The sequence below is a fragment of the Achromobacter ruhlandii genome (genome assembly GCF_902859695.1).
GTDB lineage: Bacteria > Pseudomonadota > Gammaproteobacteria > Burkholderiales > Burkholderiaceae_B > Achromobacter > Achromobacter ruhlandii.
On the sequence record NZ_CADIJL010000026.1, the window covers coordinates 54426 to 78491 of the forward strand.

Sequence of the window (24066 nt, forward strand, 5' to 3'; positions counted from 1 at the left end):
GGCGCGGTCGGCACGGCCCGATACCTGGGGATATATCCAGGTATCATAACCGCATCGCCCCCCGCTCCCGATACGCCTGTTTTCGCCATGCGCCTGCTTGCCGGCACCGCTTCCTGGACCGATCCCACGCTGCTGGCGTGCGGCCGCTTCTACCCGCGCGAGGCGCACGACGCCCAATCCCGGCTGCGCTTCTACGCCACCCGCTTCAGGCTGGCCGAGGTCGATTCCAGCTACTACGCCCTGCCCAGCGCCGACAACGCCTACCTGTGGGCGCAGCGCACGCCCGACGATTTCGTCTTCAATATCAAGGCCTACCGCCTCTTCACCGGCCACCAGACGCCGCTGGCCTCGCTGCCCGCCGACATCCGCCGCGAGCTGGCCGACTGGCCCGAGCCCGTCATCTACCACCACGCCATGCCCGACGACCTGCGCGACGAGCTCTGGCGCCGCTACACGCTGGCGCTGGAACCCCTGCGCATGGCCGGCAAGCTGGGCGCGGTGCACTTCCAGTTCCCGCCCTGGATACGGCGCGACGCGCGCGGCCACGCCCTGGTGGCCGAATGCGCGCGGCGCCTGCCGGAACACCTGCTGTCGGTCGAGTTCCGCCATCGCGGCTGGTTCGAATCAGCCGCCGCCACGGACGCCACGCTGGCGTTCGAACGGGAACTGGGCGTGGTCCACACGGTGGTGGACGCGCCCCAGGGCTTCGACAACAGCGTGCCGCCGGTGTGGGCCTGCACCCACCCCGACCTGACACTGCTTCGCCTGCACGGGCGCAACGCGGCCACCTGGAACGCCAACGGCGCCGCCTCGTCCGGGCGTTTCCAGTATGAATACTCCGAGGCCGAGCTGGCCGAACTGGCGCGCCGCTTCCAGGAGCTGGCCCGCCAGAGCGGGCAGGCGCACGCGGTGTTCAACACCAACTTCGAGGACCAGGGCATGCGCAACGCCGCGGCCTTCGCGGCGGCGCTGGGCGGTGGACAGGACCGCCCGGGTTGAGGCGTTCGGGCCGGGGGATCGCGGCGCTCGGACGGGGGGATCGCGGCGCTCGGACCGGGGGATCGCGGCGCTCAGGCGGCAGGCGCCGGCATCCCGCCAACGGCGGTCAAGGCCCGTGCCGCGCGGCCAGCCTTGACCGCCCGCGTCAGGCCGGCTGCGCGGCGACCGCCGGCGCGGCCGGCGTCGTGCGCGCCACCTCGGCCAGGCTTTCCAGCAGCACCTCGAACTTGCGCGCGATGTCGTGCTCAGGCACACAGGCATAACCCAGCAGCAGGCCGGGCCGGCGGCCTTCGGCGCCGACGTAGTAGCGCGACAGCGGGCGCGTCAGCACGCCCTTGCGGCGGGCCACTTCGACCACCCGCAGGTCGTCCATATGCGGCGGCAAAGTCAGCACCAGGTGCAGGCCGGCCAGGCTGGCGTCGCGATGCAGCCACTCGGGCCCCAGGCGGCGTTCGATCAGGTTGACCAGCATGGCGCGGCGCCGGCCATACAGCATGCGCATGCGGCGGATGTGGGCGGCGTAGTGGCCCTCGGCGATAAAGGTGGCCAGCGCCGCGTGCGTCATCAGGTGGCCTTCGCGGTAGAGCTCGGCGTGGGCCGCCTGGAACGCCGCGGTCAGCGGCTTGGGCAGCACCAGGTAGCCGACCCGCAGGCCCGGATACAGCGTCTTGCTGAAGGTGCCCATGTAGATCACGGGCGCGTCCGGCTCCAGGCCCAGCAGCGAGGCAATGGGCCGGCCCGAGAAACGGAACTCGCTGTCGTAGTCGTCCTCGATGATCCAGCTGCCATGCTGGCGCGCCACCGCCAGCAGCTGGCGGCGCCGCGCCAGCGACATCACCGGCCCCAGCGGATACTGGTGCGACGGCGTCACGAAGATGAAGCGCGGCGGCGCCACGGCGGGCGCGGCATCCGGATCCGGCAGCCGCATGCCTTCCTCGTCGACCGGCAGGTGCACCGTGCGCAATCCATTGGCCTGCAGCACCGTGCGCGCGCCCCAGTAGCCCGGGTCCTCGACCCAGGCGGTCTCGCCCGCTTCGCCCAGGATGCGGGTGGCCAGGTCAATGGCCTGGTGCGAGCCTTCGGTGATGAGGATCTGGTCGGGGTCGCAGTCGATCGAGCGCGTCAGCGCCAGGTGCTGGGCCAGCGCCTCGCGCAGCGCCGGCAGGCCGCCGCCGTAGGCATAGGTCAGCAGATCGGGGGTGGGGTTGCGCCAGAGCGCGGAAAAGATGCGGCCGAACTTCTTGTGCGGGAATTCGGTCAGGTCGGGCACTCCCGGCATGAAGGCACCCCATTGGTAGGGCGAGGCCGACACGCCGTCGACAATGGCCGCGCCCCGGGCCGACAGCGCCGGACGCTGCTGCGGCGGCGGCGCGCGGCGCGACTGGCGGCCGCTGGCCAGGTAGGAGTCGGGCTGCGAGGCATTGACGAAGGTGCCATTGCCCTGCAGGCTGCGGGTATAGCCTTCGGCCAGCAACTGGCCGTAGACGTGCACCACGGTGTTGCGCGCGATGCCGAGTTCGGCCGCCAGGTCGCGCGAGGCCGGCAGGCGCGAGTCGGCGGCAATCGAACCATCCAGGATGGCCTCGCGGATACCATGGTACAGCCGCTTGTTCATCGGCCCGCCCGCGGCATCGGCCAGGCGCAGCTGCAGCAAGTCTCCAACGATGGACCGCAATTGGTTCTACCTGATTTATAAAAGTGGTTCCCACAAATGGGGCCATAGTAGCATTAAAGTAAGGGTTTACCGCCCACTTGCCATCCGAGGCTGAGATGAAGAATCAGGATCTGAATACCCGCCGTTCCCTGGCCACGCCGCGCGGCGTCGGCGTCATGTGCGACTTCTATGCCGTGCGCGCCGAGAACGCCACGCTGTGGGACGCCAACGGCAAGGAATACATCGATTTCGCGGGCGGCATCGCGGTGCTGAACACCGGCCACCTGCACCCCAAGGTCAAGGCCGCCGTCAGCGCCCAGCTCGACAACTTCACCCACACGGCCTACCAGATCGTGCCGTACGAAGGCTACGTCTCGCTGGCCGAGCGCATCAACCGCCTGGCCCCGATCGACGGACTGAAGAAGTCCGCCTTCTTCACCACCGGCGTCGAAGCCGTTGAAAACGCCATCAAGATCGCACGCTCGGCCACCGGCCGTTCGGGCGTCATCGCCTTCTCGGGCTCGTTCCACGGCCGCACCATGCTGGGCATGGCGCTGACCGGCAAGGTCGCCCCCTACAAGCTGTCGTTCGGCCCGATGCCGGGCGACATCTACCACGTGCCGTTCCCCAACGGCACGCAGTCCATCACCGTGGCCGACTCGCTCAAGGCGCTGGACCTGCTGTTCAAGGTCGATATCGATCCCAAGCGCGTCGCCGCGATCATCATCGAACCGGTGCAGGGCGAAGGCGGCTTCAACATCACCCCGCCCGAACTGATGGTGGCCCTGCGCAAGCTCTGCGACGAGCACGGCATCCTGCTGATCGCCGACGAAGTGCAGACCGGCTTCGGCCGCACCGGCAAGCTGTTCGCCATGGAGCACCACTCGGTGCAGGCCGACCTGATCACCATGGCCAAGAGCCTGGGCGGCGGCTTCCCGATCTCGGGCGTGGTCGGCCGCGCCGACGTCATGGACGGCCCGGCCGCGGGCGGCCTGGGCGGCACTTATGCCGGCAACCCGCTGGCGGTGGCCGCGGCCCACGCCGTGCTGGACGTGATCGCCGAGGAAAAGCTGTGCGAACGCGCGGTGCAACTGGGCGACAAGCTGCGCGCCCACCTCGAGGGCCTGCGCGCCAAGGTGCCGGGCATCGCCGATGTGCGCGGCCTGGGTTCGATGGTGGCGCTGGAACTGAACGACGCCAACGGCAAGCCCGACGCCGAGGCGGTCAAGAAGGTGCAGGCCCGCGCCATCGAGCAAGGCCTGATCTTGCTAAGCTGCGGTGTGTACGGCAACGTCCTGCGCTTCCTGTACCCCTTGACCATCCCCGACGCCCAGTTCGATCGCGCGCTGGCCATCCTGTCCGAGTCGCTGGCCGCTTAAGCGCCAATCCGATCATCCGGTTTTCCGGCCGTCGGGCACGGCGATTGCGGGCGTAGCGGATTTCCGCTGCGCCCGCGTCAGTTCCGCCCCGGCGGCCGCGTTCCTATATAGGAGACTATTGCAAATGACGTCATTGACCCATCCCCTGTCGCGCCCCGAACTGCTGCGCGACGCCTGCTACATCGACGGCAAGTGGGTATCCGCCGGCAACGGCCCGTCGATCCCCGTGGACAACCCCTCCACCGGCAAGACCATCGTGTCGGTGCCCAAGCTGGGCCGCAAGGAGACCGAGCAGGCCATCGCCAGCGCCCAGGCCGCCCTGCCCGCCTGGAGCGCCAAGACCGGCAAGGAACGCGCCGTGATCCTGCTGAAATGGGCCCAGCTGATGATGCAGAACCAGCAGGACCTGGCCGCCATCATGACCTCGGAACAGGGCAAGCCCGTGACCGAGGCCGCCGGTGAAATCGCCTACGCCGCCTCGTTCCTGGAGTGGTTCGCCGAGGAAGCCAAGCGCATCGACGGCGACGTGCTGCAAAGCCCCAAGGCCGGCCAGCGCCTGCTGGCGCTCAAGCAGCCGATCGGCGTCACCGCCGCCATCACGCCGTGGAACTTCCCCGCCGCCATGATCACCCGCAAGGTCGGCCCGGCCCTGGCCGCCGGCTGCACCATGGTGGTCAAGCCGGCCCAGCAGACGCCGCTGACCGCGCTGGCGCTGGCGGTGCTGGCCGAGGAAGCCGGCGTGCCGGCCGGCGTGTTCCACGTCATCACCGGCAGCTCGCGCGACATCGGCGCGGCGCTGTGCGAAAGCGAGGTGGTGCGCAAGCTGAGCTTCACCGGCTCGACCGAAGTCGGCCGCACGCTGATGGAGCAATGCGCCCCCACCATCAAGAAGCTGTCGCTGGAACTGGGCGGCAACGCGCCCTTCATCGTGTTCGACGACGCCGACCTGGACCGCGCGGTCGACGGCATCCTGGCCTCGAAGTACCGCAACGCCGGCCAGACCTGCGTCTGCGCCAACCGCATCTACGTGCAGGCCGGCGTGTACGAGGAAGTCGCCAAGCGCCTGGTGGCCAAGGTCAACGCCATGAAGGTCGGCGACGGCTTCGAGGACGGCGTGACGCAAGGCCCGCTGATCGACGCCAACGCCATCGAGAAGGTGCAGGAGCACATCGCCGACGCCACCGCGCACGGCGCCAAGGTCATCGCCGGCGGCAAGCCGCACGCGCTGGGCGGCACCTTCTTCGAGCCGACCGTGGTGCGCGACGTGACCCAGTCGATGCGCTTCGCGACCGAGGAAACCTTCGGCCCGGTGGCGCCGCTGTTCCGCTTCGAGTCCGAGGAAGAAGTCATCGGCATGGCCAACGACACCATCTTCGGCCTGGCCGCCTACTTCTTCACCCGCGACTACGCCCGCATCTGGCGCGTGTCGGAGGCGCTGGAATACGGCATCGTCGGCATCAACACCGGCCTGATCTCCAACGAAGTCGGCCCGTTCGGCGGCGTCAAGCAATCCGGCCTGGGCCGCGAAGGCTCGAAGTACGGCATCGAGGAATACCTCGAGATCAAGTACCTCTGCGTCGACCTGGGCGCCTGAGCGCGTCCCGCCTCCCCCGGGCGCCCGCCCGGGGGAAGATAAACGGGGCTCCGGTCCCGTTTATCCCCAGGAATTGTGGACAACCTGGCAGATAACTCCTGCACAGGTGCAAAATCCCCTTTAAGTTCATGCGGTTATAAATCGCGATCAAATGCCGCCCAGGCGTGATAGATTTGCGCGTTCCCTGGACGAGCGACCATGAGCAGAACCTTTACCCGTGACGACACCCGCAAGCTGGCCGGCATCCTGGCCGAAGCCGCGCAGGCGGAGGTCATGCCGCGCTTTCGCAACCTGCCCGAAGGCAGCGTGCGCGACAAGAGCTCGCCGCGTGACCTGGTCACCGACGCCGACGAGGCCGCCGAACGCCTGATCGCCGCGCGCCTGGCCAAGCTGCATCCGGGCGCGGTGCTGATCGGCGAGGAAGCCTCGACCCGCAACCCCGCCCTGCTGAACATGCTGGTGGACGCCGAGCTGGCATTCCTGATCGACCCGATCGACGGCACCCGCAACTACGTCGCCGGCCTGCCGCTGTTCGGCATGATGATCGCGGCCTGCCATCGCGGCGACGTGATCGCTGGCGTGATCTACGACCCGGTCAACCGCGACAGCGCGCTGGCGGTGCGCGGCGAAGGCGCCTGGATGGAGTACGAGAACGGCAAGCAGGCGCCGCTGGCCGTGGCCAGCCCCGCGCCGCCCGAGGACATGGACGGCCTGATTTCCACCGGCGCCCTGCCCGAGCCGCTGCGCACCACGGTCAACGGCAACCTGTCGCGCCTGGGCAGCACCGCCAGCCTGCGCTGCGCCGCTCACGAATACCGCATGCTGGCGGCCGGCCACAGCCACGTCGCGCTGTACAACCAGTTGACCGCCTGGGACCACGCGGCCGGCTGGCTGCTGCACCGCGAAGCCGGCGGCTACGCGGCGCGCTTCGATGGCTCGCCCTACAAGCCCACCCACCGCAGCGGCGGCCTGCTGTACGCCCCCGATGCCGGCAGCTGGCACGCGGCGCGCAAGGCCCTGCTGGGCGACGCCATTGCCGACGCCGAAGGTTGAAATACCGGGGCCAGATGACCACACAGGGGTCGAAAATAGCCCCAACTTGCTCGCAAAATCGGGGTAATCCCTAGGAATTATCCACAGTATCTGTGGACAACCCTTTGGAAAGGTCTGTAACGGCGCAAAAAAATCCTTACAGGGCGGGCACTTGGTTAAACCGGTCAAAAACCGGCCGCTGTCCGTCCCGCTTTTATGCCGCCGTCAGCGCCTCCAGCGCCATGGCGCTGGGCAGCTCGATCTTGAGCGTCAACAGGTTGTCGGCCCGGGTGCGGCCCAGGTTGATGGCCGCTATCGGCATGCCGTTGCGGGAGGCCGCCGTGACAAAGCGGTAGCCCGAATAGACCATCAGCGACGAGCCCACCACCAGCACCGCGTCGGCCGCCATCAGGCCGGCATTGGCGCGGTCGACCCGCTCGCGCGGCACGGTCTCGCCGAAGAACACCACATCGGGCTTGACGATGCCGCCGCAGACCGGACAGGGCGGCACCTGGAACGACGCGAAGTCCACGCCCTCCAGGTCGGCGTCGCCGTCGGGCGCGTCATCGGCCTCGAAGGCGATCCAGCCGGGGTTGTATTGGTGCAGCGTGTCCTGCCAGGCATCGCGGCGGCCGCGCCAGTCGCAGTTCATGCAGCGCACCTGGTCGAGCCGGCCATGCAGGTCGACCACGTCGCGGCTGCCGGCGGCTTCGTGCAGGCCATCGACGTTCTGCGTCACCAGGACCGACACCCGGCCGCGCTGCTGCAATTGCGCCAGCGCGCGATGCGAGGCGTTGGGTTGCACCTGGCCGAAACGGCGCCAGCCCACCATGCTGCGGGCCCAGTAGCGGGCGCGCGCGTATTCGCCGCCCATGAAAGTCTGCAGCGTCATCGGCGGCGAGCGTTTCCATTCGCCGTCGGTGTCGCGGTAGTCGGGGATGCCGGAATCGGTGCTGACGCCCGCCCCGGTCAGCACGAACAGCCGCGGGTGGCGGTCGACGAAGCCGCGCAGCGCGGCCAGATCCGAAACACGTGTGTCCATCCAGGCTCCCGTATCGAGGCGCGGGCGAGCAGGCCGCCCGGGCCGGACGCGGGCGGCATCGAAGCCGCCCACCGCACCGCGGACCTCAGCCGCCCAGGCCGCAATCCGGCGTGTCGCTGACCAGGCTGGCCTGGGTCACGTTGCTGCCCGGCGGCACGCTGCGCGTGAGCCAGACGTTGCCGCCGATGGTCGAGCCCTTGCCGATGGTGACGCGACCCAGGATGGTGGCGCCCGCGTAGATGACCACATCATCTTCGATCAGCGGATGGCGCGCCAGGCCTTTCTTGAGTTCGCCGTTCTCGCCCGGCGGGAAGCGCTTGGCGCCCAGCGTGACCATCTGGTAGAGCCGCACGCGGTCGCCGATGATGGCGGTTTCGCCGATCACCACGCCGGTGCCGTGGTCGATGAAGAAGCTGCGGCCGATGGTGGCGCCGGGATGGATGTCGATGCCGGTGTCGGCGTGGGCGATCTCGGCCACGATGCGCGCCAGCATCGGCACGCCCAGGCGGTACAGCACGTTGGCCAGGCGATGGTGGATCATGGCGGCCACGCCGGGATAGCACAGCAGCACTTCGTCGACGCTGTGCGCGGCCGGGTCGCCCTGGTAGGCGGCGGTCACGTCCAGGTCGAGCGCGGCGCGCACGCGCGGCAGCTCGGCGCCGAACTGGCGCACGATCTCGATGGCGCGCGGCTGCGAATCGGCCAGCAGCGCAGGATCGTCGCGGCTGACGTATTGCAGCTCCAGGTTGACCTGGTGCAGCAGCGCGTCCAGCGCCGCGCCGATGGTGTGGCCGACGTAGAAGTCCTCGACCTCTTCGCGCAGGTCGATGGGGCCCAGCCGCATCGGGAACAAGGCGCCACAGAGGTCCTTGATGATCTGGCGCAGCGCCTCCTGCGACGGGAACTCGCGCAGGCCGGCGTCTTCGCGCAGGCGGCCGCGCGGGCCGCGCCAGGCCACGCGCGCCTGGCGCAGGCCCGAGACGATGCTGTCCAGGTTCCAGTGGGCGGTGGGAAGGTAGGCCGGGCCGCTCATCGGGACAGCCCCTGCGGGATGCCGGCCGGGCCGGCGAACGGATGAGAATCGAGCATGACAGTGCCTCGGTGACGGTGCATCGCGCGTGACGGCGGGGCCGCGCGGCGATGCTGCTTCGCAATATTTCCGTCAACTGTAACCGCTCGGCCCGCTTCGCGGAACCCATCCGACACGCCGTTGGGGTTATGGCGCCGCGGACTCCGGGTCATAGCCATGCGGATTGCCCTGTTGCCAGCGCCAGCCATCGGCGCACATGGCATCCACGCCGCGCGTGCTGCGCCAGCCCAACAGCGAGGCGGCCAGGGCCGGATCGGCCCACATCCGCTCGATATCGCCGGGACGCCGCGGCCGGGTGCGCAGCGGGATGCGGCACTGGTTGACCCGCTCGAAGGCGCGCACCAGCTCCAGCACGCTGGTGCCCTGCCCGGTGCCCAGGTTGACCGCCACGAAGCCCGGGTGGCCGGCCGCATAGGCCAGGGCCTGCACATGGCCCTGCGCCAGGTCCATGACGTGCAGATAATCGCGCACGCCGGTGCCGTCCGCGGTGGCGTAGTCATCGCCGAACACGTTCAGGAACGGCTGCCGCCCCACCGCCACCTGCGTGATATAGGGAAACAGGTTGTTGGGCACGTCGCGGGGGCTTTCGCCGATCTGGCCGCTGGGATGCGCGCCGATCGGATTGAAGTAGCGCAGCGTCACCGCGCCGAACGCCGGCTCGGCCGCGCACAGGTCGCGCAGCATCTGCTCGACCATCAGCTTGCTGCGGCCGTACGGATTGGCCGGCGCCAGCGGATGCGCCTCGGTGAACGGCAGCGAGCGCGGCTCGCCATAGACGGTGGCCGACGAGCTGAACACCAGCCGCGTCACGCCCTCGTCGCGCATGGCGCGCAGCAACGCCACCGATCCGGCCACATTGTTGTCGTAGTACTTGAGCGGATCGGCCACCGATTCGCCGACCGCCTTGCAGCCGGCCAGGTGCAGCACCGCCTGCACCGGGTCGCCGCGCCGCGCCTCGCGCGCCAGCAGCGCCTGCACCAGCCCGGTCTGGCGGATGTCGCCCTCGACCAGCGGGATCGGCGCGCCGCACAGGCGCTCGACCCGCCGCACCGCCTCGGCGCTGCCGTTGCTGAAGTTGTCCAGCACCAGCGGCCGCTGGCCCGCCGCCAGCATCGCCACCAGAGTGTGGGCGCCGATGTAGCCGGCGCCCCCGGTGACCAGCACGCGCATGTCCGTCATGCCCGCTCTCCGTCAAAGGTGCGCCGCCACGCCCGGCACCCAGGCATGGCGCGGCCGCGGCGCCTGGGCATGGCCGCGATAGCGGTCGATCCAGTACGAGGTGGAAGCGTCGTGGCCCCAATCGACCACGCCGGCCGACACCGGCACCGCCAGCTCGCGCTCGATGCCGCTCGCCAGCCGCTTGCCCAGTTCCACGCCCCATTGGTCGAAGGGATTGACGCCCCACACCACGCTCTGCACGAACACCTTGTGCTCGTACAGCGCCAGCAGCGCGCCGAGGGCGCGCGGATCGAGCTGGCGCAGCACGATCAGCGTGGACGGCCGGCCGCCGGGATGCACCATGTGGTGCGCCAGGCTCAGCGCCTTGTCGGGGTCGTCGATGTGGGCCACGTCCAGCAGCGCCTGCTCCAGGCTCTTGCCGCGCATCAGCGCCTGGCGCTGCGCCAGGCAGTTGGCCAGCAGCATGCGGTGGGCGTCGGGACTGTCAGGGTGGCCCTGCAGGCTGGCGATGAAATCGACGGGCGCGCCCTGGGCGCTCTGGTGCAGCCACTGGAAGAAAGTGTGCTGCCCGTCGGTGCCCGGCATGCCCCAGATGATCGGCGCGGTGGGCACGTCGACCTCGGCGCCATCGCCGCCGACGCGCTTGCCCAGCGATTCCATTTCCAGCTGCTGCAGATAGGTCACCAGGTGCAGCAGCCGCGCGCTGTAGGCCGCGATGTTGAGCGAACCGTGGCCAAGCACGCTGCAATTGACCAGCCCGGCCAGCGCCAGCTGCACCGGCGCATTGGCCGCCAGCGGCGCCTGCTGGAAGTGCTGGTCCATGGCCTCGGCGCCGGCGCGCATGCCGATCAGCACGTCGGCGCCGACGGTCAGCGCGATAGACAGCCCGGCCACCGACCAGACCGAATAGCGCCCGCCGACCCAGTCGCACATGCGGAACACCTGGCTCGACGGCACGCCCAGCGCGCGCGCCGCCGGCACGTTGGCGGTGACCGCCGCCAGGTGTTCGGACGGATCGGCCACGCCGCCCTGCTTGAGCCAGGCGATGGCGGCGCGGGCGTTGTGCAGGGTCTCGGCGGTGGTGAAGGATTTGGACGACACCACCACCAGGCAGCGGCGCGGGTCCAGCCCGGCCACCGCATCATGGAAGGCGTGGCCGTCGATGTTGGAGACAAAGCGGATCTGGCGGCGCTGCCCGGCGCCGCCGAAGGCCTGGATCGCCAGGCGCGGCCCCCAGTCGCTGCCGCCGATGCCGATGTGCAGCACCGCGGAAAAATCGGCGCTCTGATCGATGCGCCGCACGAAGTCGGTCATGCGCGCGTACTCGCAGACCGAGTCCTCGTCCTGCCCGTCCGGCTGTTCGCGGGTGCGGCCGGCGCGCAGCGCCGTGTGCCAGGCGGGCTTGCCTTCGGTCCAGTTGACCGGTCCGCCGCCGAACAGCGCCTGGCGCGCGGCGTCCAGCCCGCGCGCGCGCAGCAAGGCCTGCGCCGCGGCGTCCAGCGCGCCGGACTGCCGCTGCATCGTCAGGTCCACGCACAAGCCGGCCGCCTCGATCACCTTCAGCGTGCTCCCGTCCAGCGCGGCGCCGCGCGCCGCCTGCGCGAATGCCTGCCATTCGGCGCTGGCGGCCAGGCTGTCCGCTTCTGCCCCGGCCCGGGCCTCTCTCGCAAAATTCGCCTTTCCCATCGCGTGATGCTCCTTAGAACGGTAAACGGATATGAGGGGCAACGCGCCGGAACGCATTGCGGAAGTCCTCCTCGATGCGGGCCAATGCGGCCACGGTGTCTCCTTCGAAACGCAGCACCACCGTCGGCGTGGTGTTGGACGGCCGCGCCAGGCCGAAGCCATCGGCGTAGTCGACCCGCACCCCGTCCAGGTCGTTGATGGACAGGGCGCCGGGGAACTGCCCGTGCTCGCGCAGCGCCGCGACCAACGCGAACTGTTCGCCCTCGGTGGTTTCCAGCTTGATTTCGGGGGTGGCGCAGGACTGCGGCAGGCTTTCCAGCAGCGCCGACGGATCGGGCGCCGCCGACAGGATCTCCAGCAGCCGCGCGGCCGCGTAGATGCCGTCGTCAAAGCCATACCAGCGCTCCTTGAAGAACACATGGCCGCTCATCTCGCCGGCCAGCAGCGCGCCGGTCTCGCGCATCTTGGCCTTGATCAGCGAGTGTCCCGTCTTCCACATGGTCGGCTTGCCGCCGGCCTCGGCGATGGCGCGCGCCACGTGGCGGCTGCACTTGACGTCGTAAAGGACCTCGGCGCCAGGGTTGCGCGCCAGCACGTCGCGCGCGAACAGGATCAATTGACGGTCGGGCCAGATGATCTGGCCGGACTTGGTGACCACGCCCAGCCGGTCGCCGTCGCCGTCGAACGCCAGCCCCACCTCGCAATCGGAATAGCGCAGGCAATAGATCAGGTCCTGCAGGTTCTGCGGATCGGCGGGGTCGGGATGATGGCCCGGGAACGAGCCGTCCACCTCGCAGAACAGTTCCGTGACCTCGCAGCCGAGCGCCCGGAACAACGCCGGCGCCACCGCGCCGGCCACGCCGCTGCCGCAGTCGATGGCGATCTTCATCGGTCGCGCCATGCGGATGTCGCCCACCAGCCGCGCGGCGTAGCAGGGCTGGATCTGCATCTGGGTGCGGCCGCCGGCCACGCTGGCCGACTCGATCGGCTGGCGCATCGCGTCGCGCAGCGCGGTGATGCCTTCGCCGTACAGCGAGGCGCCGTCCATCACGATCTTGAAGCCGTTGTGGGTCGGCGGGTTGTGGCTGCCGGTCACGGCGATGCCGGCGCCGGTGTCCATCAGCCAGGTGGCGAAGTACACCATCGGCGTGGTGGCCATGCCGATGTCGATGACGTGCAACCCGGCCGAGCGCAGGCCGGCCTGCAGCGCCGCCGCCAGTTCCACGCTGCTCAGGCGCCCGTCGCGCCCCACCACCATGGCGCGCGCGCCCAGTTCCAGCGCCCGCGCGCCCGCCGCCATGCCCAGGCTGTGGGCGAAGCGCGCGTCGATTTCCTCGGGCACCGTGCCGCGTATGTCGTACGCCTTGAAGACCGCATCCAGGATCTGCGGGGTTTCCCAGCCAAACGTTCCATGCATGCCAGTTCTCCGCGGGGTTTACTTGGGGCCGTTCTGCTTGAAGTCACCGTAATAGGCCGCCCGCGAATAGCGGTATCCGCCATATTTGGAACGGAACCCGAAGCGCTCGGGCATCAGCTTGAGACCGTTGAACAGCACCCCATCCACCGGCGCGCCCGCCTGGATCAGGCGCTTGGCGGTCTCGCGGATCTCGCCCACCGTGTTCATGCCCGACCGCACCACCACCATCACCGCCGCGGCATGCGTGCCGACCACCGCCGCGTCGGGCGAGGACAGCACCGGCGCCGTATCCAGGATGACCATGTCGTACTGGCTGGCCAGCTCGCGCAGGGTCTGGCCGAAGATCGGCGAGGCCAGCAGCTCCGATGGATCGAAGCTCACCGCGCCGGTGGCGATGAAGTCCACGCCCTCGGAGACGCTGTGCTTGCGCACCCGCTCCAGCGGCAGCGTGCCCGACAGCACCTCGAACAGGCCGTCTTCCTTGGGCACGCCGAAATAGCGATTGAGCTGGCCCTTGCGGAAATCGGCGTCGATCAGCAGCACGCGCTTGCCGACCCCGCCCTGGATGAAGGCGAAGTTGGCCGACAGGAACGACTTGCCGACGCCGGCCACCGGCCCGGTGAACATGACCATGTTGTTGGCCGACTGGCGCAGCGAGGCCTGCAACACGTTGCGGAACGACCGCAGGCTTTCGATCGGTGGCGCGTTGCTCTGGCTCTGCGCCAGCAATGCCGGCACGGTGGCGTTCTTGCGCCGGCTGCGGCGCCACAGCTTGTCCTGCAGATCGCTGTGGGGAATCGCCGCCAGCACCGGCAGGCCGGTGTAGCGCTCGACATCGTCCGGCTCGGACAGGCCGCCGAACAGCGCGTTGCGCACGAAGGCGCACAGCACGCCGATGATCAGGCCGATGGCCGTGACCACGGCGATGATGATGGCGGCCTTGGGACGCACCGGCTTGTCCGGCTGCACCGCGGCGTCCAGGATGCGCACGTTGCCGACCTTGCCGGCACGGATCAGGCGCAGTTGCTGGGCGTTGTTCAACAGGCCCGTGTAAAGCTCGGTGTTGACGCGCACGTCGCGCACCAGCCGCACCACGTCCTGTTCCAGGTCCGGCAGCTGCTTGATGTTGTTGCCGATGCGGTTGACGTCGCCGGTCAGCGAGGCGATCTGGCGGTCGATGGCGACAATGCTCGGATGGGTCGGCGCGAACCGGGTGATCAGTTCCTGGCGCTTGGCGCGCAGCTCCATCACCTTGGTCTGGGCGTCCACCGACTGCGCCAGGATCAGCTTGGCTTCCTCGCTCAGATCGATGGTGCCGCGCTTGTTGCGCAGCGAGTTGTACTTGGTCTCGGCCGCGTCCAGTTCGCGCTTGAGTTGCGGCAGCTGCTCGTCCAGGAACGCCAGCGATTTCTCCGCCTGGGCCGACTTGCGATTGACGTTCTGCTGCACGTATTCCTGGCCGATCTGGTTCAGCACCGCGGTGGTCAGCGCCGGATCATTACCCTCCAGCGTCACGCCGATCACGCCCGAAGTGCGCCCGCGTTCGAAGATCCCCAGGCGCGATTGCACGTCCTCGATCGCCGCCAGGCGCGAGGTGCGCGACACCGTGAATTCGGTGCCAGGCCGGCCGCTGAGCGCGTCGATGTGCACGTCCAGCGCGCCGCCGCCCGGCAGCACGAAATGCTCGGGCTTGCCGACCGTGCCCTTGAACGTGGCGCCGGTGATCTTGTCGTTCAGGGTGTAGGCGCCTTCGCCCAGGGTGGTGATGCGAAAGGGCTTGCCCAGCCATTCATTGGGCACGTCCAGCTGCGAGATCGAGATCGACTCGCCGCCCCAGGCGTAACCGCCGCGCGGCAGCCCGGACGGGTACGGCAGGCTTTCGTAGTGCCGCGCCAGCCATTCGCCGACCACCGGGAAATAGCGCGGCTTGGCATGGATGTACAGCATGAATTTGTCGACGGCCGGTCCCACCACCATGCGCGAGCGCAGCACTTCCATCTCGCCGGAGGTCTCGGCCTTGGTGTCGAAGATGGCCGAGACGTCGCCCAGCAGGCTGCGGCTCTGGCCCTGCGGCAGCTCCTCCTCCACCTGGACGATGATGTCGGCCGAATAGACCGAAGGGGTGACCATGACATAGACCACCGCGCCCAAGAGCGCGATCAGCGTGATGGCGATGATCAGCCAACGGTTGGAGAAAATGGCGTCCACGTGCGAGGACAGCGGGGTTTCCTGCTGGCGAGCCGGGACGGAGGGCTCGAACGATTCGATGGGCAACGACATGCAGCTCTCCAAGATTAGGCGCCGCCGCGGTCGCGGCGCCCCCAAAGGCGTGGGCCGGATCCCGGCCCCGCGCCCAGCGGCGCGGGGCGGGCCCCGAGGGTCGATTACTTGATTGAATGCACGGTCTGTACCGTTTGCGCGCTCGGGAACAGGTTGCTGATGAAGCGGTTCCACCGCACCAGCGCCGCCGTATCCACGAAGACGACGTCCTTGGGTTGCAACTCGAACTTCTCCGCCACCGCATAAGCCTGCGGCGAAGCGGCGTTCAGATGGAACACCAGCGGCGTCGCCTGCTCGGTACTGCGCACCACAAACACCTGCGACGAGTCCGCGGTCAGCTGGTTGGGGCCTCCCGCCACGCCCAGCGCTTCGTTCAACGTCAACCTGCCGTCCCGCATCACGATCGAGGCCGGCGTGGTCACCTCCCCGGTCACGAACACCTTGCTTTCGTCGCGCGGCGTCACCCTGACGATGTCGCCCGACTTCAGCATCACCTGGTTCAGATCCTGACCCCGGTCGATCAGCGCGGGCAGATTCACGCGCGTCTTCCTGCCTTCGCGGATGACATAGACGCTGCTGCGGTCACCGGTGGGCAGCACCCCGCCCGCGCGGTTGATCGCTTCCAGCAGCGTCATGGGAATGTCGTTGATCGCGACGGTACCCGGCGTCTTCACCTCGCCTTCGACGTAGACCCGCTTGCTGCGGTAGCCCAGCACGCGCACCGTGATCTGCGGATTCTGGATGTATTTACCCGAACTGTTGACTATGAGATTGCGCGCCTGAAGTTCCGTCAACCCCGCCACTTTCAGCAGTCCCGTATAGGGAAATTGGATATATCCGGAGGATGAGACCGTATACCCCGGAATGCCCGAGGCGGTATCCCCGAAGGCTAGTTCGGTCACCCCCGTGCCGATGGCGTAGGTTTGCGTCGGAAGCACGAGCTCGGGGTGATCCCAGACCACGATAGAAAGAATGTCCCCGGGACCGATGCGATACGGCTCGGCCTTGTCGACCAGGCGCGATACCCCGTCGTTGTCCAGCAGCGCCTGGCGCGCGCGGTTGTCCTCCAGCACCAGGCTGGGCGTGATTTCCTTGATCTGCGCCACCGAATTCGGATCGAGCGGATCGACCAGGTGCTTGGCATCAAAGGTCATGCCGGGAGAAAGGGCGCAAGCGCCCAGCGAGGACACGAGCGCGATGGCAGCGATGGCTCGGCTCAACGTTCCGAAAAATGTCGTCATGGCAAATCCACTGTGAATGACTTCGTTGCTTGGAAAGGAGCCCGATGCGTAACGGGTTGCGACATTCCACTCCCTTTTCAAGCCCCCGCACATTCGACGGATGCCTTAAGCCTTCTCCTACATCGTTTGGAGGTTTCGGGTGCGCCGGGCACTCAATAAGATTTGGACGGTAGCCACATGCCTTGCGGCGGTGCAGCGTTTTTTTTCGCGGCCCCCAGGGCGCCTCCCCGAAGAACGAAGGAGTGCGCGATGGACCCGTCCCTCACGGACACGTCAAGCAGGTCGAACCGATCCAGCTATCTGTACCGGCTGCTGGACGCGGCGATCGTCGTTATCTGCGGCCTGGCCGTCACCGAGCTGAAGTTCGCGGATGAGGCGATGGCCGATCCGCCGCAGATCCATCTGTTCCTGATCTATCTGTGCGGCCTGGGCGTCATCGCGCTGTTTCCGGCGTTCAGCCTGTATGTGTCATGGCGCGGCCGCCGGCTGGCGGACCTGATCGTGCGCAGCCTGGCGGCATGGTCGCTGGTCTTCGCGCTGGGGATCCTGGTCAGCTTTCTCATGCACCAGAGCGCGTCGGTATCGCGCCTGTGGGCGGCGACCTGGTATGGCTGCGCGGCCCTGGCGCTGGCCGGCGTCAGGCTGGCCGTGTACGCGGTGCTGGGCGCGGCGCGGGATCGCGGCCTGAACCGCAAGCGCGTGCTGCTGGTCGGCTTCGGCGCGCTCGGCCATGACCTGTGGCGGCGCGTCGAACGCTACCGCGAAGCGGGTTATGAGGTCGCCGGCATCTACGCCGAGCCGCACGAGAACCTGCCGCCGCAAGTGCGGCGCCTGCACGACCTGGACAAGCTGCACGCCTTTGTGCGCGAGCACACCGTGCGCGAAGTCTGGATCGTGTTGCCGATGGAGGCCGGCCAGGAATTGCGCGAGGTCCTCTACCACCTGCGCAACGACCTGGTGGACATCCGCTGGATTCCCGACGTGATGTCGATCCAGCTGCTGGGCCACCGCATCGGCGAATTCCTCGGACTGCCCGCGATCCAGCTGAACAGCCTGCCCGCGGCGGGCGTGCGCGGCTGGGCCAAGGAAGCCTTCGACCGCAGCTTCGCGCTGTGCGCCCTCATCGGCCTGTCGCCGCTGATGCTGACCGTGGCCTGCCTGGTCAAGCTGACCTCGCGCGGGCCGGTGCTGTTCACCCAGCCGCGCCTGGGCGTGGACGGCAAGGTGTTCCACGTCTACAAGTTCCGCACCATGACCGTGCACCAGGAGCACGGCGTGGTCACGCAGGCCACCCGCAACGATGCGCGCGTCACCCGCATCGGCGGCTTCCTGCGCCGCACCAGCCTGGACGAGCTGCCGCAATTCCTGAACGTCCTGCGCGGCGACATGTCGGTGGTCGGCCCGCGCCCGCATGCGCTGGAGCACAACGAACTGTACAAGGACCTGGTGCAGCGCTACATGATGCGGCACCGCGTCAAGCCGGGCATCACCGGCTGGGCCCAGGTCAACGGCTTGCGCGGCCAGACCGACACGCTGCGCAAGATGAGCGACCGCGTCGAGCATGACATCTACTACATCCAGCACTGGACGTTCCGGATGGACCTGATGATCATCGCCCGCACGGCGATCTCCGGATGGACGGGGCGAAATGTCTATTGAACCGCTGGGCTGGCCCATGATCGTCCCGTCGCGCGCGCGCCCGGCGCCCGCCCCCGCCGCGCCGCCGCCCGGCCTGCTGGCCGAGGATGACTTCCGCCGCGCGGTGGAGATGCTGCCGCTGGTGTCCATCGACCTGCTGTTGCGCGATGCCGACGGCCGCTACCTGACCGGCCTGCGCAGCAACCCGCCGGCCCAGGGGAGCTGGTTCGTGCCGGGCGGCCGCATCCGCAAGAACGAGCCCCTGTCGCGCGCGCTGCAGCGCATCGCCCGCGAGGAACTGGGCCTGACGCTGCCGCCGCAGGCCTGGCGCCCGCGCGGCGTGTACGAACACTTCTATGGCACCAATTTCGCCGGCGAGACCGGCCGCTCGACCCATTACATCGTCCTCGCCTACGAGGCCGAGTTCACGCTGGACACCGCCAGCCTGCCGCTGGGCCAGCACCGCCGCTACCGCTGGCAGCCCGCGGCGGCCATCGCCGCCGACCCCGGCGCCCATCCGTACACCCAGGCCTACTTCAAGGAGTCAGCGCCATGACCAACCCCCATCCTCCGTACCGGGCCGTGATCCTTTGCGGCGGCTCCGGCTCGCGCCTGTGGCCGCTGTCGCGCGAGCTGCTGCCCAAGCAGTTCATCCGTTTGACCGATGACCGCAGCCTGCTGCAGAACACCCTGCTGCGGCTGGACTCGGCCGGCGCCCAGGCCCGCCCCATGCTGGTGTGCAACGACGCGCACCGCTACATCGCCGCCGAACAGGCGCAGGAGCTGGGCATCCAGGACGCCGAGATCGTGCTGGAACCGTTCGCCCGCAACACCGCCCCGGCCATCGCCGCCGCCACGCTGCGCGCCATGCGCGACGGCGAGGACCCGGTGATGCTGATCATGCCGTCCGACCACGTGCTGGAAGACGGCCCGGTGCTGGCCGCCGCGTTCGCCCAGGCCTACCAGGCCGCGCGCCAGGGCGCCCTGGTGACCTTCGGCATCACCCCCACGGCGCCGCTCAGCGGCTACGGCTACATCCAGGCGGCCGAACCCGGCGCCATGGCGCCCGCCCGCAAGGTGCGGCGTTTCGTCGAAAAGCCCTCGCCCGAAGTGGCGCAGCGCTTCATCGAGGACGGCAGCTACTACTGGAACAGCGGCATGTTCGCCTTCCAGGCCTCGGTCTTCCTGGCCGAATTGGAACGGCTGGCGCCGCGCATCCTGGAACAGGTGCGCGCGGCGGTGGCCGCCGGCCATGGCGAGCCGGCGCTGTTCCAGCTGGACGGCCCGGCCTTCGAGGCCTGCCCCAGCGACTCGATGGACTACGCCATCATGGAGCGCACCGACAGCGCCGTGGTGATCCCCCTGGCCGCGCCGTGGAGCGACGTCGGCGCGTGGGACGCGGTCTGGGGCATCGCCCGCAAATCGGCCGAAGGCAACTCCACCAGCGGCGACGTAATGGTCGAGGACTCGCGCAACTGCCTGATCCATTCGACCAGCCGGCTGGTGGCCTCGGTCGGGCTGGACGACATCGTGGTGATCGAGACCGCCGACGCCGTGCTGGTAGCGCACAAGACCCGCTCGCAGGACGTCAAGCGGCTGGTGGAGGCGTTCAAGGTGCAGCATCGCAGCGAACTGAATCACCACCGCGAGGTGCAGCGTCCCTGGGGCTCGTACGACTCGGTCGGCCAGGGCCCGCGCTACCAGGTCAAGCGCATCACCGTGAAGCCGGGCGCGCGCCTGTCGTCGCAGATGCACCACCACCGGGCCGAGCACTGGGTGGTGGTATCGGGCACGGCGCGCATCTACAACGGCGACAAGCAATACCTGCTGACCGAGAACCAATCGACCTACATCCCCCTGGGGGAAGTCCACAGCCTGGAGAACCCCGGCAAGATCCCGCTGGAAATCATCGAGGTGCAGTCCGGCGCCTATCTGGGCGAGGATGACATCGTCCGCTTCCAGGACATGTACGGCCGTGTCTGACCCCCGGCGCGCGGCCTCATCCTTTTGGCGGCCGGGCCTGGCCCGGATCTGCCTGCCGCTGGCGGCGCTGTTCTTCGTCACCCTGGTGACGGTGGGCAACCTGCCGGGGCTGGCCGCCGAGATGTCCGACGCGTTCGGCGACAAGCGCCTGCACCTGGCGGCCTACGCCTTCCTGACCGTGCTGGTCTACCTCTCGGTGCAGCGGCGGCCAGGGTTGACGGCGCTGCTGGCCGTCTCCGCCCTGGGTGCGCTGGACGAAGGCATCCAGTCCTTTTTTGCCTATCGACAGGCCGAACTCTTAGACCTTTTGGCCGATATCTCCGCGGCGGGTGCGACAGTAATCTCGTTGAACATCGGTTCCGCAGCCTTCGGCTCTTTTCGTGCAGTGACTAAGTCTTAAGGATAAAACCATGCCAAAACGGGCACTGATTACCGGCGTCACCGGCCAGGACGGCGCATACCTGGCCGAATTCCTGCTGGCCAAGGGCTATGAAGTCCATGGCATCAAGCGGCGCGCGTCGCTCTTCAATACCGCGCGCATCGACCACCTGTACCAGGATCCGCATGACCAGCCGCGCAACTTCGTGCTGCACCACGGCGACATGACCGATTCCTGCAGCCTGATCCGCATCGTGCAATCAGTGCAGCCCGACGAGATCTACAACCTGGCGGCGCAAAGCCACGTCGGGGTGTCGTTCGAGGAGCCGGAATACACCGCCAACGCCGACGGCCTGGGCACCCTGCGCCTGCTGGAAGCCATCCGCATCCTCAAGCTGGAGGACAAGGCCCGCTTCTACCAGGCCTCGACCTCGGAGCTGTACGGTCTGGTGCAGGAGACCCCACAGAAGGAAACCACGCCGTTCTATCCGCGCAGCCCCTACGCCGCGGCCAAGCTGTACGCCTACTGGATCAGCGTGAACTACCGCGAGGCCTACGGCATGTACGCCTGCAACGGCATCCTGTTCAACCACGAATCGCCCAAGCGCGGCGAGACCTTCGTGACGCGCAAGATCACCCGCGGCCTGGCGCGCATCGTGCTGGGACTGCAGGAATGCCTGTACCTGGGCAACCTGTCGGCGCTGCGCGACTGGGGCCACGCGCGCGACTACGTCGAAATGCAGTGGCTCATGCTGCAGCAGGACACGCCGGAGGACTACGTCATCGCCACCGGCATGCAATACAGCGTGCGCGAGTTCATCAATACCGCCGCGCGCGAACTGGGCATCCTGCTTGCCTGGGAGGGCGAAGGTCTGGAAGAGACCGCCACCGTGCTGTTCAGCCCGGTGCACGACATCAAGCCCGGCCAGGTCATCGTGCGGGTCGACCCGCGCTACTTCCGCCCCACCGAGGTCGAAACCCTGCTGGGCGACCCGACCAAGGCGCGCGAAAAGCTCGGCTGGTCGCCGCGCACCAGCTTCGCCCAGCTGGTCAAGGAAATGGTGGAGAGCGACCTGAAGGACGCCCGGCGCGATGCGCTGGTGGAACAGAACGGCTACGAAATCTACGCCTACAAGGAGTAGTCCGCCATGAGCAATCCGGACCAACGCGTGTTCGTGGCGGGCCATCGCGGCATGGTGGGCGCCGCGCTGGTGCGCGAGCTGCAGGAGCGCGGCTACCGCGACATCATCACGCGCAGCCATAGCGAACTGGACCTGGAAAACCAGAACCAGGTGCACCGCTTCTTCTCGACCACGCCGGTCGACGTGGTGTACCTGGCCGCCGCCAAGGTCGGCGGCATCCTGGCCAACCAGAACCATCCGGTGGACTTCCTCTACCGCAACCTGATGATCCAGTGCAACGTGATCCGCGCCGCCTACGCGGCCGGCGTGCGCAAGCTGCTGTTCCTGGGGTCGTCCTGCATCTATCCGCGCGAGGCGCCGCAGCCGATCCGCGAGGACGCGCTGCTGACCGGGCCGCTGGAGGCCACCAACGAACCCTACGCCATCGCCAAGATCGCCGGTCTGAAGCTGTGCGAGGCCTACCAGCGGCAATATGGCGCGCGCTTCATCTGCGCCATGCCGACCAACCTGTACGGTCCGCACGACAACTACGACCTGCACAGCAGCCACGTGCTGCCGGCGCTGATCCGCAAGTTCCACGAGGGCCGCGAGGCGGGCCAGGACAGCGTCACGCTGTGGGGCACCGGCAAGCCGCTGCGCGAGTTCCTGTACGTGGACGACCTGGCGCGGGCCTGCGTAATGCTGATGGAGACGCCGTCGGCCGACGGCATCTACAACATCGGCGCCGGCGAGGACCTGTCGATCGCCGAGCTGGCGCGGGTGGTGGCGCAGGTGGTGGGCTACCAGGGCAACATCGTCTACGACGCCAGCAAGCCCGACGGCACGCCGCGCAAGCTGATGGATTCGGCGCGGGTGCGCGCGCTGGGCTGGAAGCCGGAGATTTCCCTGATTCATGGCGTGACGCTGGCCTATGGCCATTTCCTGCGCGAGCAGGCGCGCCAACCGCTGCCCGTGGCCTGAGGCTCCTTTCAGTGTGAACAGGCCCTAACCACGCCTATCGAAAACAGGCATTCCGATGTACCGACTCATCAGAAAGCACGTCGCCGGCAATGCCTCGTTCTGGGGGCTGGTGGAATATGGCATCGGTCCCGTCGCGGCGCTGGTGGCGCTGCCCATCCTGTTCCGCCAGCTGGGCACGGTGGGCTTCGGCCAGTACTCGATGATCATCGCGCTGGCCGGCTTCGGCAACGCCGCCAACCTGGGGGCCGCCGTCACCGCCACCAAGCTGGTGTCCGAGCGCATGCACGAGCCCGGCGGCGCCTATCGCGCGGCCGGCGTGGCCATGTCGCTGATCGGCTGCGCGCTGGGCGTGGTGACGCTGGTGGCGGCGCTGCTGTGGCTGGGCGTGTGGTGGGGCTGGCCCGCCGCCACCTTCGGCGGCGTGGCCGTCACCCTGCTGGCCATGCCGGCGCTGGCCGTCTACCTGACTCAGCAATACGACCAATTGATGTCCGGCTGCCTCAAGGGCCGCGAGGATTTCCGCGCCACCGCGCTGTGCGAACTGGTCAGCCGCAGCGGCACCATGGCCCTGGCCTGCGCCACCGCCTGGCTGACGGCCTCGCCCACCTGGACCGGCCTGGCCCAGGCGCTCGGCCTGCTGCTGGCCGGCTCGGTCAAGATGCGCGTATTCGCGCGCCGCTACGGCCATGTGCTGGTGCGCCCGGTGCGCGACCGCGGCGCCATGCTGGACGCGTTCCGGTTCTCGCGCTGGTCCTGGCTCAACAGCCTGAGCGCGCTGGCGTTCGGCTCGGTCGACCGGGTGCTGGTGGGCAGCCTGATGGGGCCGGCGGCGCTGGCCATCTATACCGTCGGCGTGCAGGTGGGCCAGATGATCCACACCGCCTCGGTGGCGATCTTCCAGAAGGCCATGCCGCGCGTCAGCCGGCTGAGCGCCGCGCCGCCGCATCCGGGCGCGGCCGAGGAAGAGATCCGCCGCCTGATGCTGTGGAACCTGCTGCTGTCGGCGGGCGCCACGCTGGCGGTGCTGGCGGTCAGCCAGCCGCTGCTGGACCTGCTGCTGGGGCATGCCGTGGCCGAGGGCCACCTGGGCACCTTCCGCCTGCTGATCATTGCCTCCGGCCTGCTGTCCTTGAACGCGGCCGCGCATTTCTCGCTGCTCGGACTGGGCAATTCCCGGGCAGTGGCGATCCTGAACGGCCTGGGCGGCCTGGCCATGCTGTGCGTCATGGCCGCCCTGGTGCACGCGGCGGGCGAACACGCCGCGGCCTGGGGCCGCATGGCCTACGCGGCGATCACGCTGGCCGGCGTGGCGCTCGCGATCCGTCAATCCCGGCCCGACTACCCGGGCGCCCTGCCTGCGGCCACCCGGTAG

At 68.5% G+C, this 24066-nt stretch carries 19 protein-coding genes; 11 read left to right on the forward strand and 8 right to left on the reverse strand.

The features are described 5' to 3' along the window. Positions 1–87 precede the first annotated feature (87 nt). Positions 88–999 (forward strand): DUF72 domain-containing protein, encoded by a 912-nt coding sequence (locus HV742_RS24300; RefSeq protein WP_054417289.1) that lies wholly within the window; start codon positions 88–90, stop codon positions 997–999. Between the two features lie 145 nt (positions 1000–1144). On the opposite strand, the gene pdxR is transcribed toward HV742_RS24300, so the two are convergent. After that, positions 1145–2674, reverse strand: coding sequence for a MocR-like pyridoxine biosynthesis transcription factor PdxR (pdxR, locus tag HV742_RS24305; RefSeq protein ID WP_366617436.1), 1530 nt, complete (start codon positions 2672–2674; stop codon positions 1145–1147). 95 nt (positions 2675–2769) lie between these two features. Between pdxR and gabT the strand changes: the two genes are divergently transcribed. The 3 genes from gabT (at position 2770) to HV742_RS24320 (ending at position 6679) form a co-directional block, all read left to right on the forward strand. Further along, a complete protein-coding gene (gene gabT, locus HV742_RS24310; protein WP_175146589.1) occupies positions 2770–4032 on the forward strand; it encodes a 4-aminobutyrate--2-oxoglutarate transaminase in 1263 nt (420 codons plus the stop codon). A gap of 124 nt (positions 4033–4156) precedes the next feature. Next, a complete protein-coding gene (locus tag HV742_RS24315) occupies positions 4157–5626 on the forward strand; it encodes an NAD-dependent succinate-semialdehyde dehydrogenase (protein ID WP_175146590.1) in 1470 nt (489 codons plus the stop codon). A gap of 198 nt (positions 5627–5824) precedes the next feature. After that, positions 5825–6679 (forward strand): inositol monophosphatase family protein, encoded by an 855-nt coding sequence (locus HV742_RS24320; RefSeq protein ID WP_049072984.1) that lies wholly within the window; start codon positions 5825–5827, stop codon positions 6677–6679. Positions 6680–6872: 193 nt separating this feature from the next. Here the strand turns inward: HV742_RS24320 and HV742_RS24325 are convergent, their stop codons facing one another. The 7 genes from HV742_RS24325 to HV742_RS24355 all read right to left on the reverse strand — a co-directional run bounded on the left by HV742_RS24325 (position 6873) and on the right by HV742_RS24355 (position 16593). Beyond that, positions 6873–7700 carry an NAD-dependent protein deacetylase gene (locus HV742_RS24325; RefSeq protein ID WP_175146591.1) on the reverse strand — a complete coding sequence of 276 codons (828 nt, stop codon included), beginning with the start codon at positions 7698–7700 and terminating at the stop codon, positions 6873–6875. Between the two features lie 85 nt (positions 7701–7785). Beyond that, on the reverse strand, positions 7786–8733 hold the full coding sequence (gene epsC / locus HV742_RS24330; protein WP_049072982.1) for a serine O-acetyltransferase EpsC: 948 nt from the start codon (positions 8731–8733) through the stop codon (positions 7786–7788). A 183-nt stretch (positions 8734–8916) separates the two neighbouring features. Next, entirely contained in the window at positions 8917–9969 is a 1053-nt protein-coding gene (galE, locus tag HV742_RS24335) for a UDP-glucose 4-epimerase GalE (protein WP_054417286.1), read from the reverse strand. Between the two features lie 12 nt (positions 9970–9981). Further along, on the reverse strand, positions 9982–11655 hold the full coding sequence (gene pgi, locus HV742_RS24340) for a glucose-6-phosphate isomerase (RefSeq protein ID WP_049072980.1): 1674 nt from the start codon (positions 11653–11655) through the stop codon (positions 9982–9984). A 13-nt stretch (positions 11656–11668) separates the two neighbouring features. Next, entirely contained in the window at positions 11669–13072 is a 1404-nt protein-coding gene (locus HV742_RS24345; protein ID WP_059271859.1) for a phosphomannomutase/phosphoglucomutase, read from the reverse strand. 18 nt (positions 13073–13090) lie between these two features. Further along, positions 13091–15352: a GNVR domain-containing protein gene (locus HV742_RS24350; RefSeq protein WP_059271861.1), complete on the reverse strand. Its 2262-nt coding sequence runs from the start codon at positions 15350–15352 to the stop codon at positions 13091–13093. Between the two features lie 104 nt (positions 15353–15456). Next, positions 15457–16593, reverse strand: coding sequence for a polysaccharide biosynthesis/export family protein (locus tag HV742_RS24355; protein ID WP_175146592.1), 1137 nt, complete (start codon positions 16591–16593; stop codon positions 15457–15459). 249 nt (positions 16594–16842) lie between these two features. On the opposite strand from HV742_RS24355, the gene HV742_RS24360 reads away from it, so the two are divergent. From HV742_RS24360 to HV742_RS24390, 7 genes are all read left to right on the forward strand, one after another. Next, positions 16843–18252 (forward strand): undecaprenyl-phosphate glucose phosphotransferase, encoded by a 1410-nt coding sequence (locus HV742_RS24360; RefSeq protein WP_059271864.1) that lies wholly within the window; start codon positions 16843–16845, stop codon positions 18250–18252. Positions 18253–18325: 73 nt separating this feature from the next. Further along, positions 18326–18787 (forward strand): GDP-mannose mannosyl hydrolase, encoded by a 462-nt coding sequence (locus HV742_RS24365; protein WP_167352822.1) that lies wholly within the window; start codon positions 18326–18328, stop codon positions 18785–18787. Further along, complete coding sequence (locus tag HV742_RS24370) at positions 18784–20214, forward strand: mannose-1-phosphate guanylyltransferase/mannose-6-phosphate isomerase (protein ID WP_049072975.1); 1431 nt, start codon at positions 18784–18786, stop codon at positions 20212–20214. Before HV742_RS24365 ends, HV742_RS24370 begins: the two co-directional genes overlap by 4 nt. Beyond that, positions 20207–20614, forward strand: a complete 408-nt coding sequence (locus HV742_RS24375; RefSeq protein ID WP_175146593.1) for a VanZ family protein — start codon at positions 20207–20209, stop codon at positions 20612–20614. The genes HV742_RS24370 and HV742_RS24375 overlap by 8 nt, the downstream gene beginning before the upstream one ends. Before the next feature lie 10 nt (positions 20615–20624). After that, entirely contained in the window at positions 20625–21734 is a 1110-nt protein-coding gene (gmd, locus tag HV742_RS24380; RefSeq protein ID WP_006387741.1) for a GDP-mannose 4,6-dehydratase, read from the forward strand. A 6-nt stretch (positions 21735–21740) separates the two neighbouring features. Beyond that, entirely contained in the window at positions 21741–22694 is a 954-nt protein-coding gene (locus HV742_RS24385) for a GDP-L-fucose synthase family protein (protein ID WP_063585163.1), read from the forward strand. A 55-nt stretch (positions 22695–22749) separates the two neighbouring features. After that, entirely contained in the window at positions 22750–24066 is a 1317-nt protein-coding gene (locus tag HV742_RS24390; protein WP_049072973.1) for a lipopolysaccharide biosynthesis protein, read from the forward strand.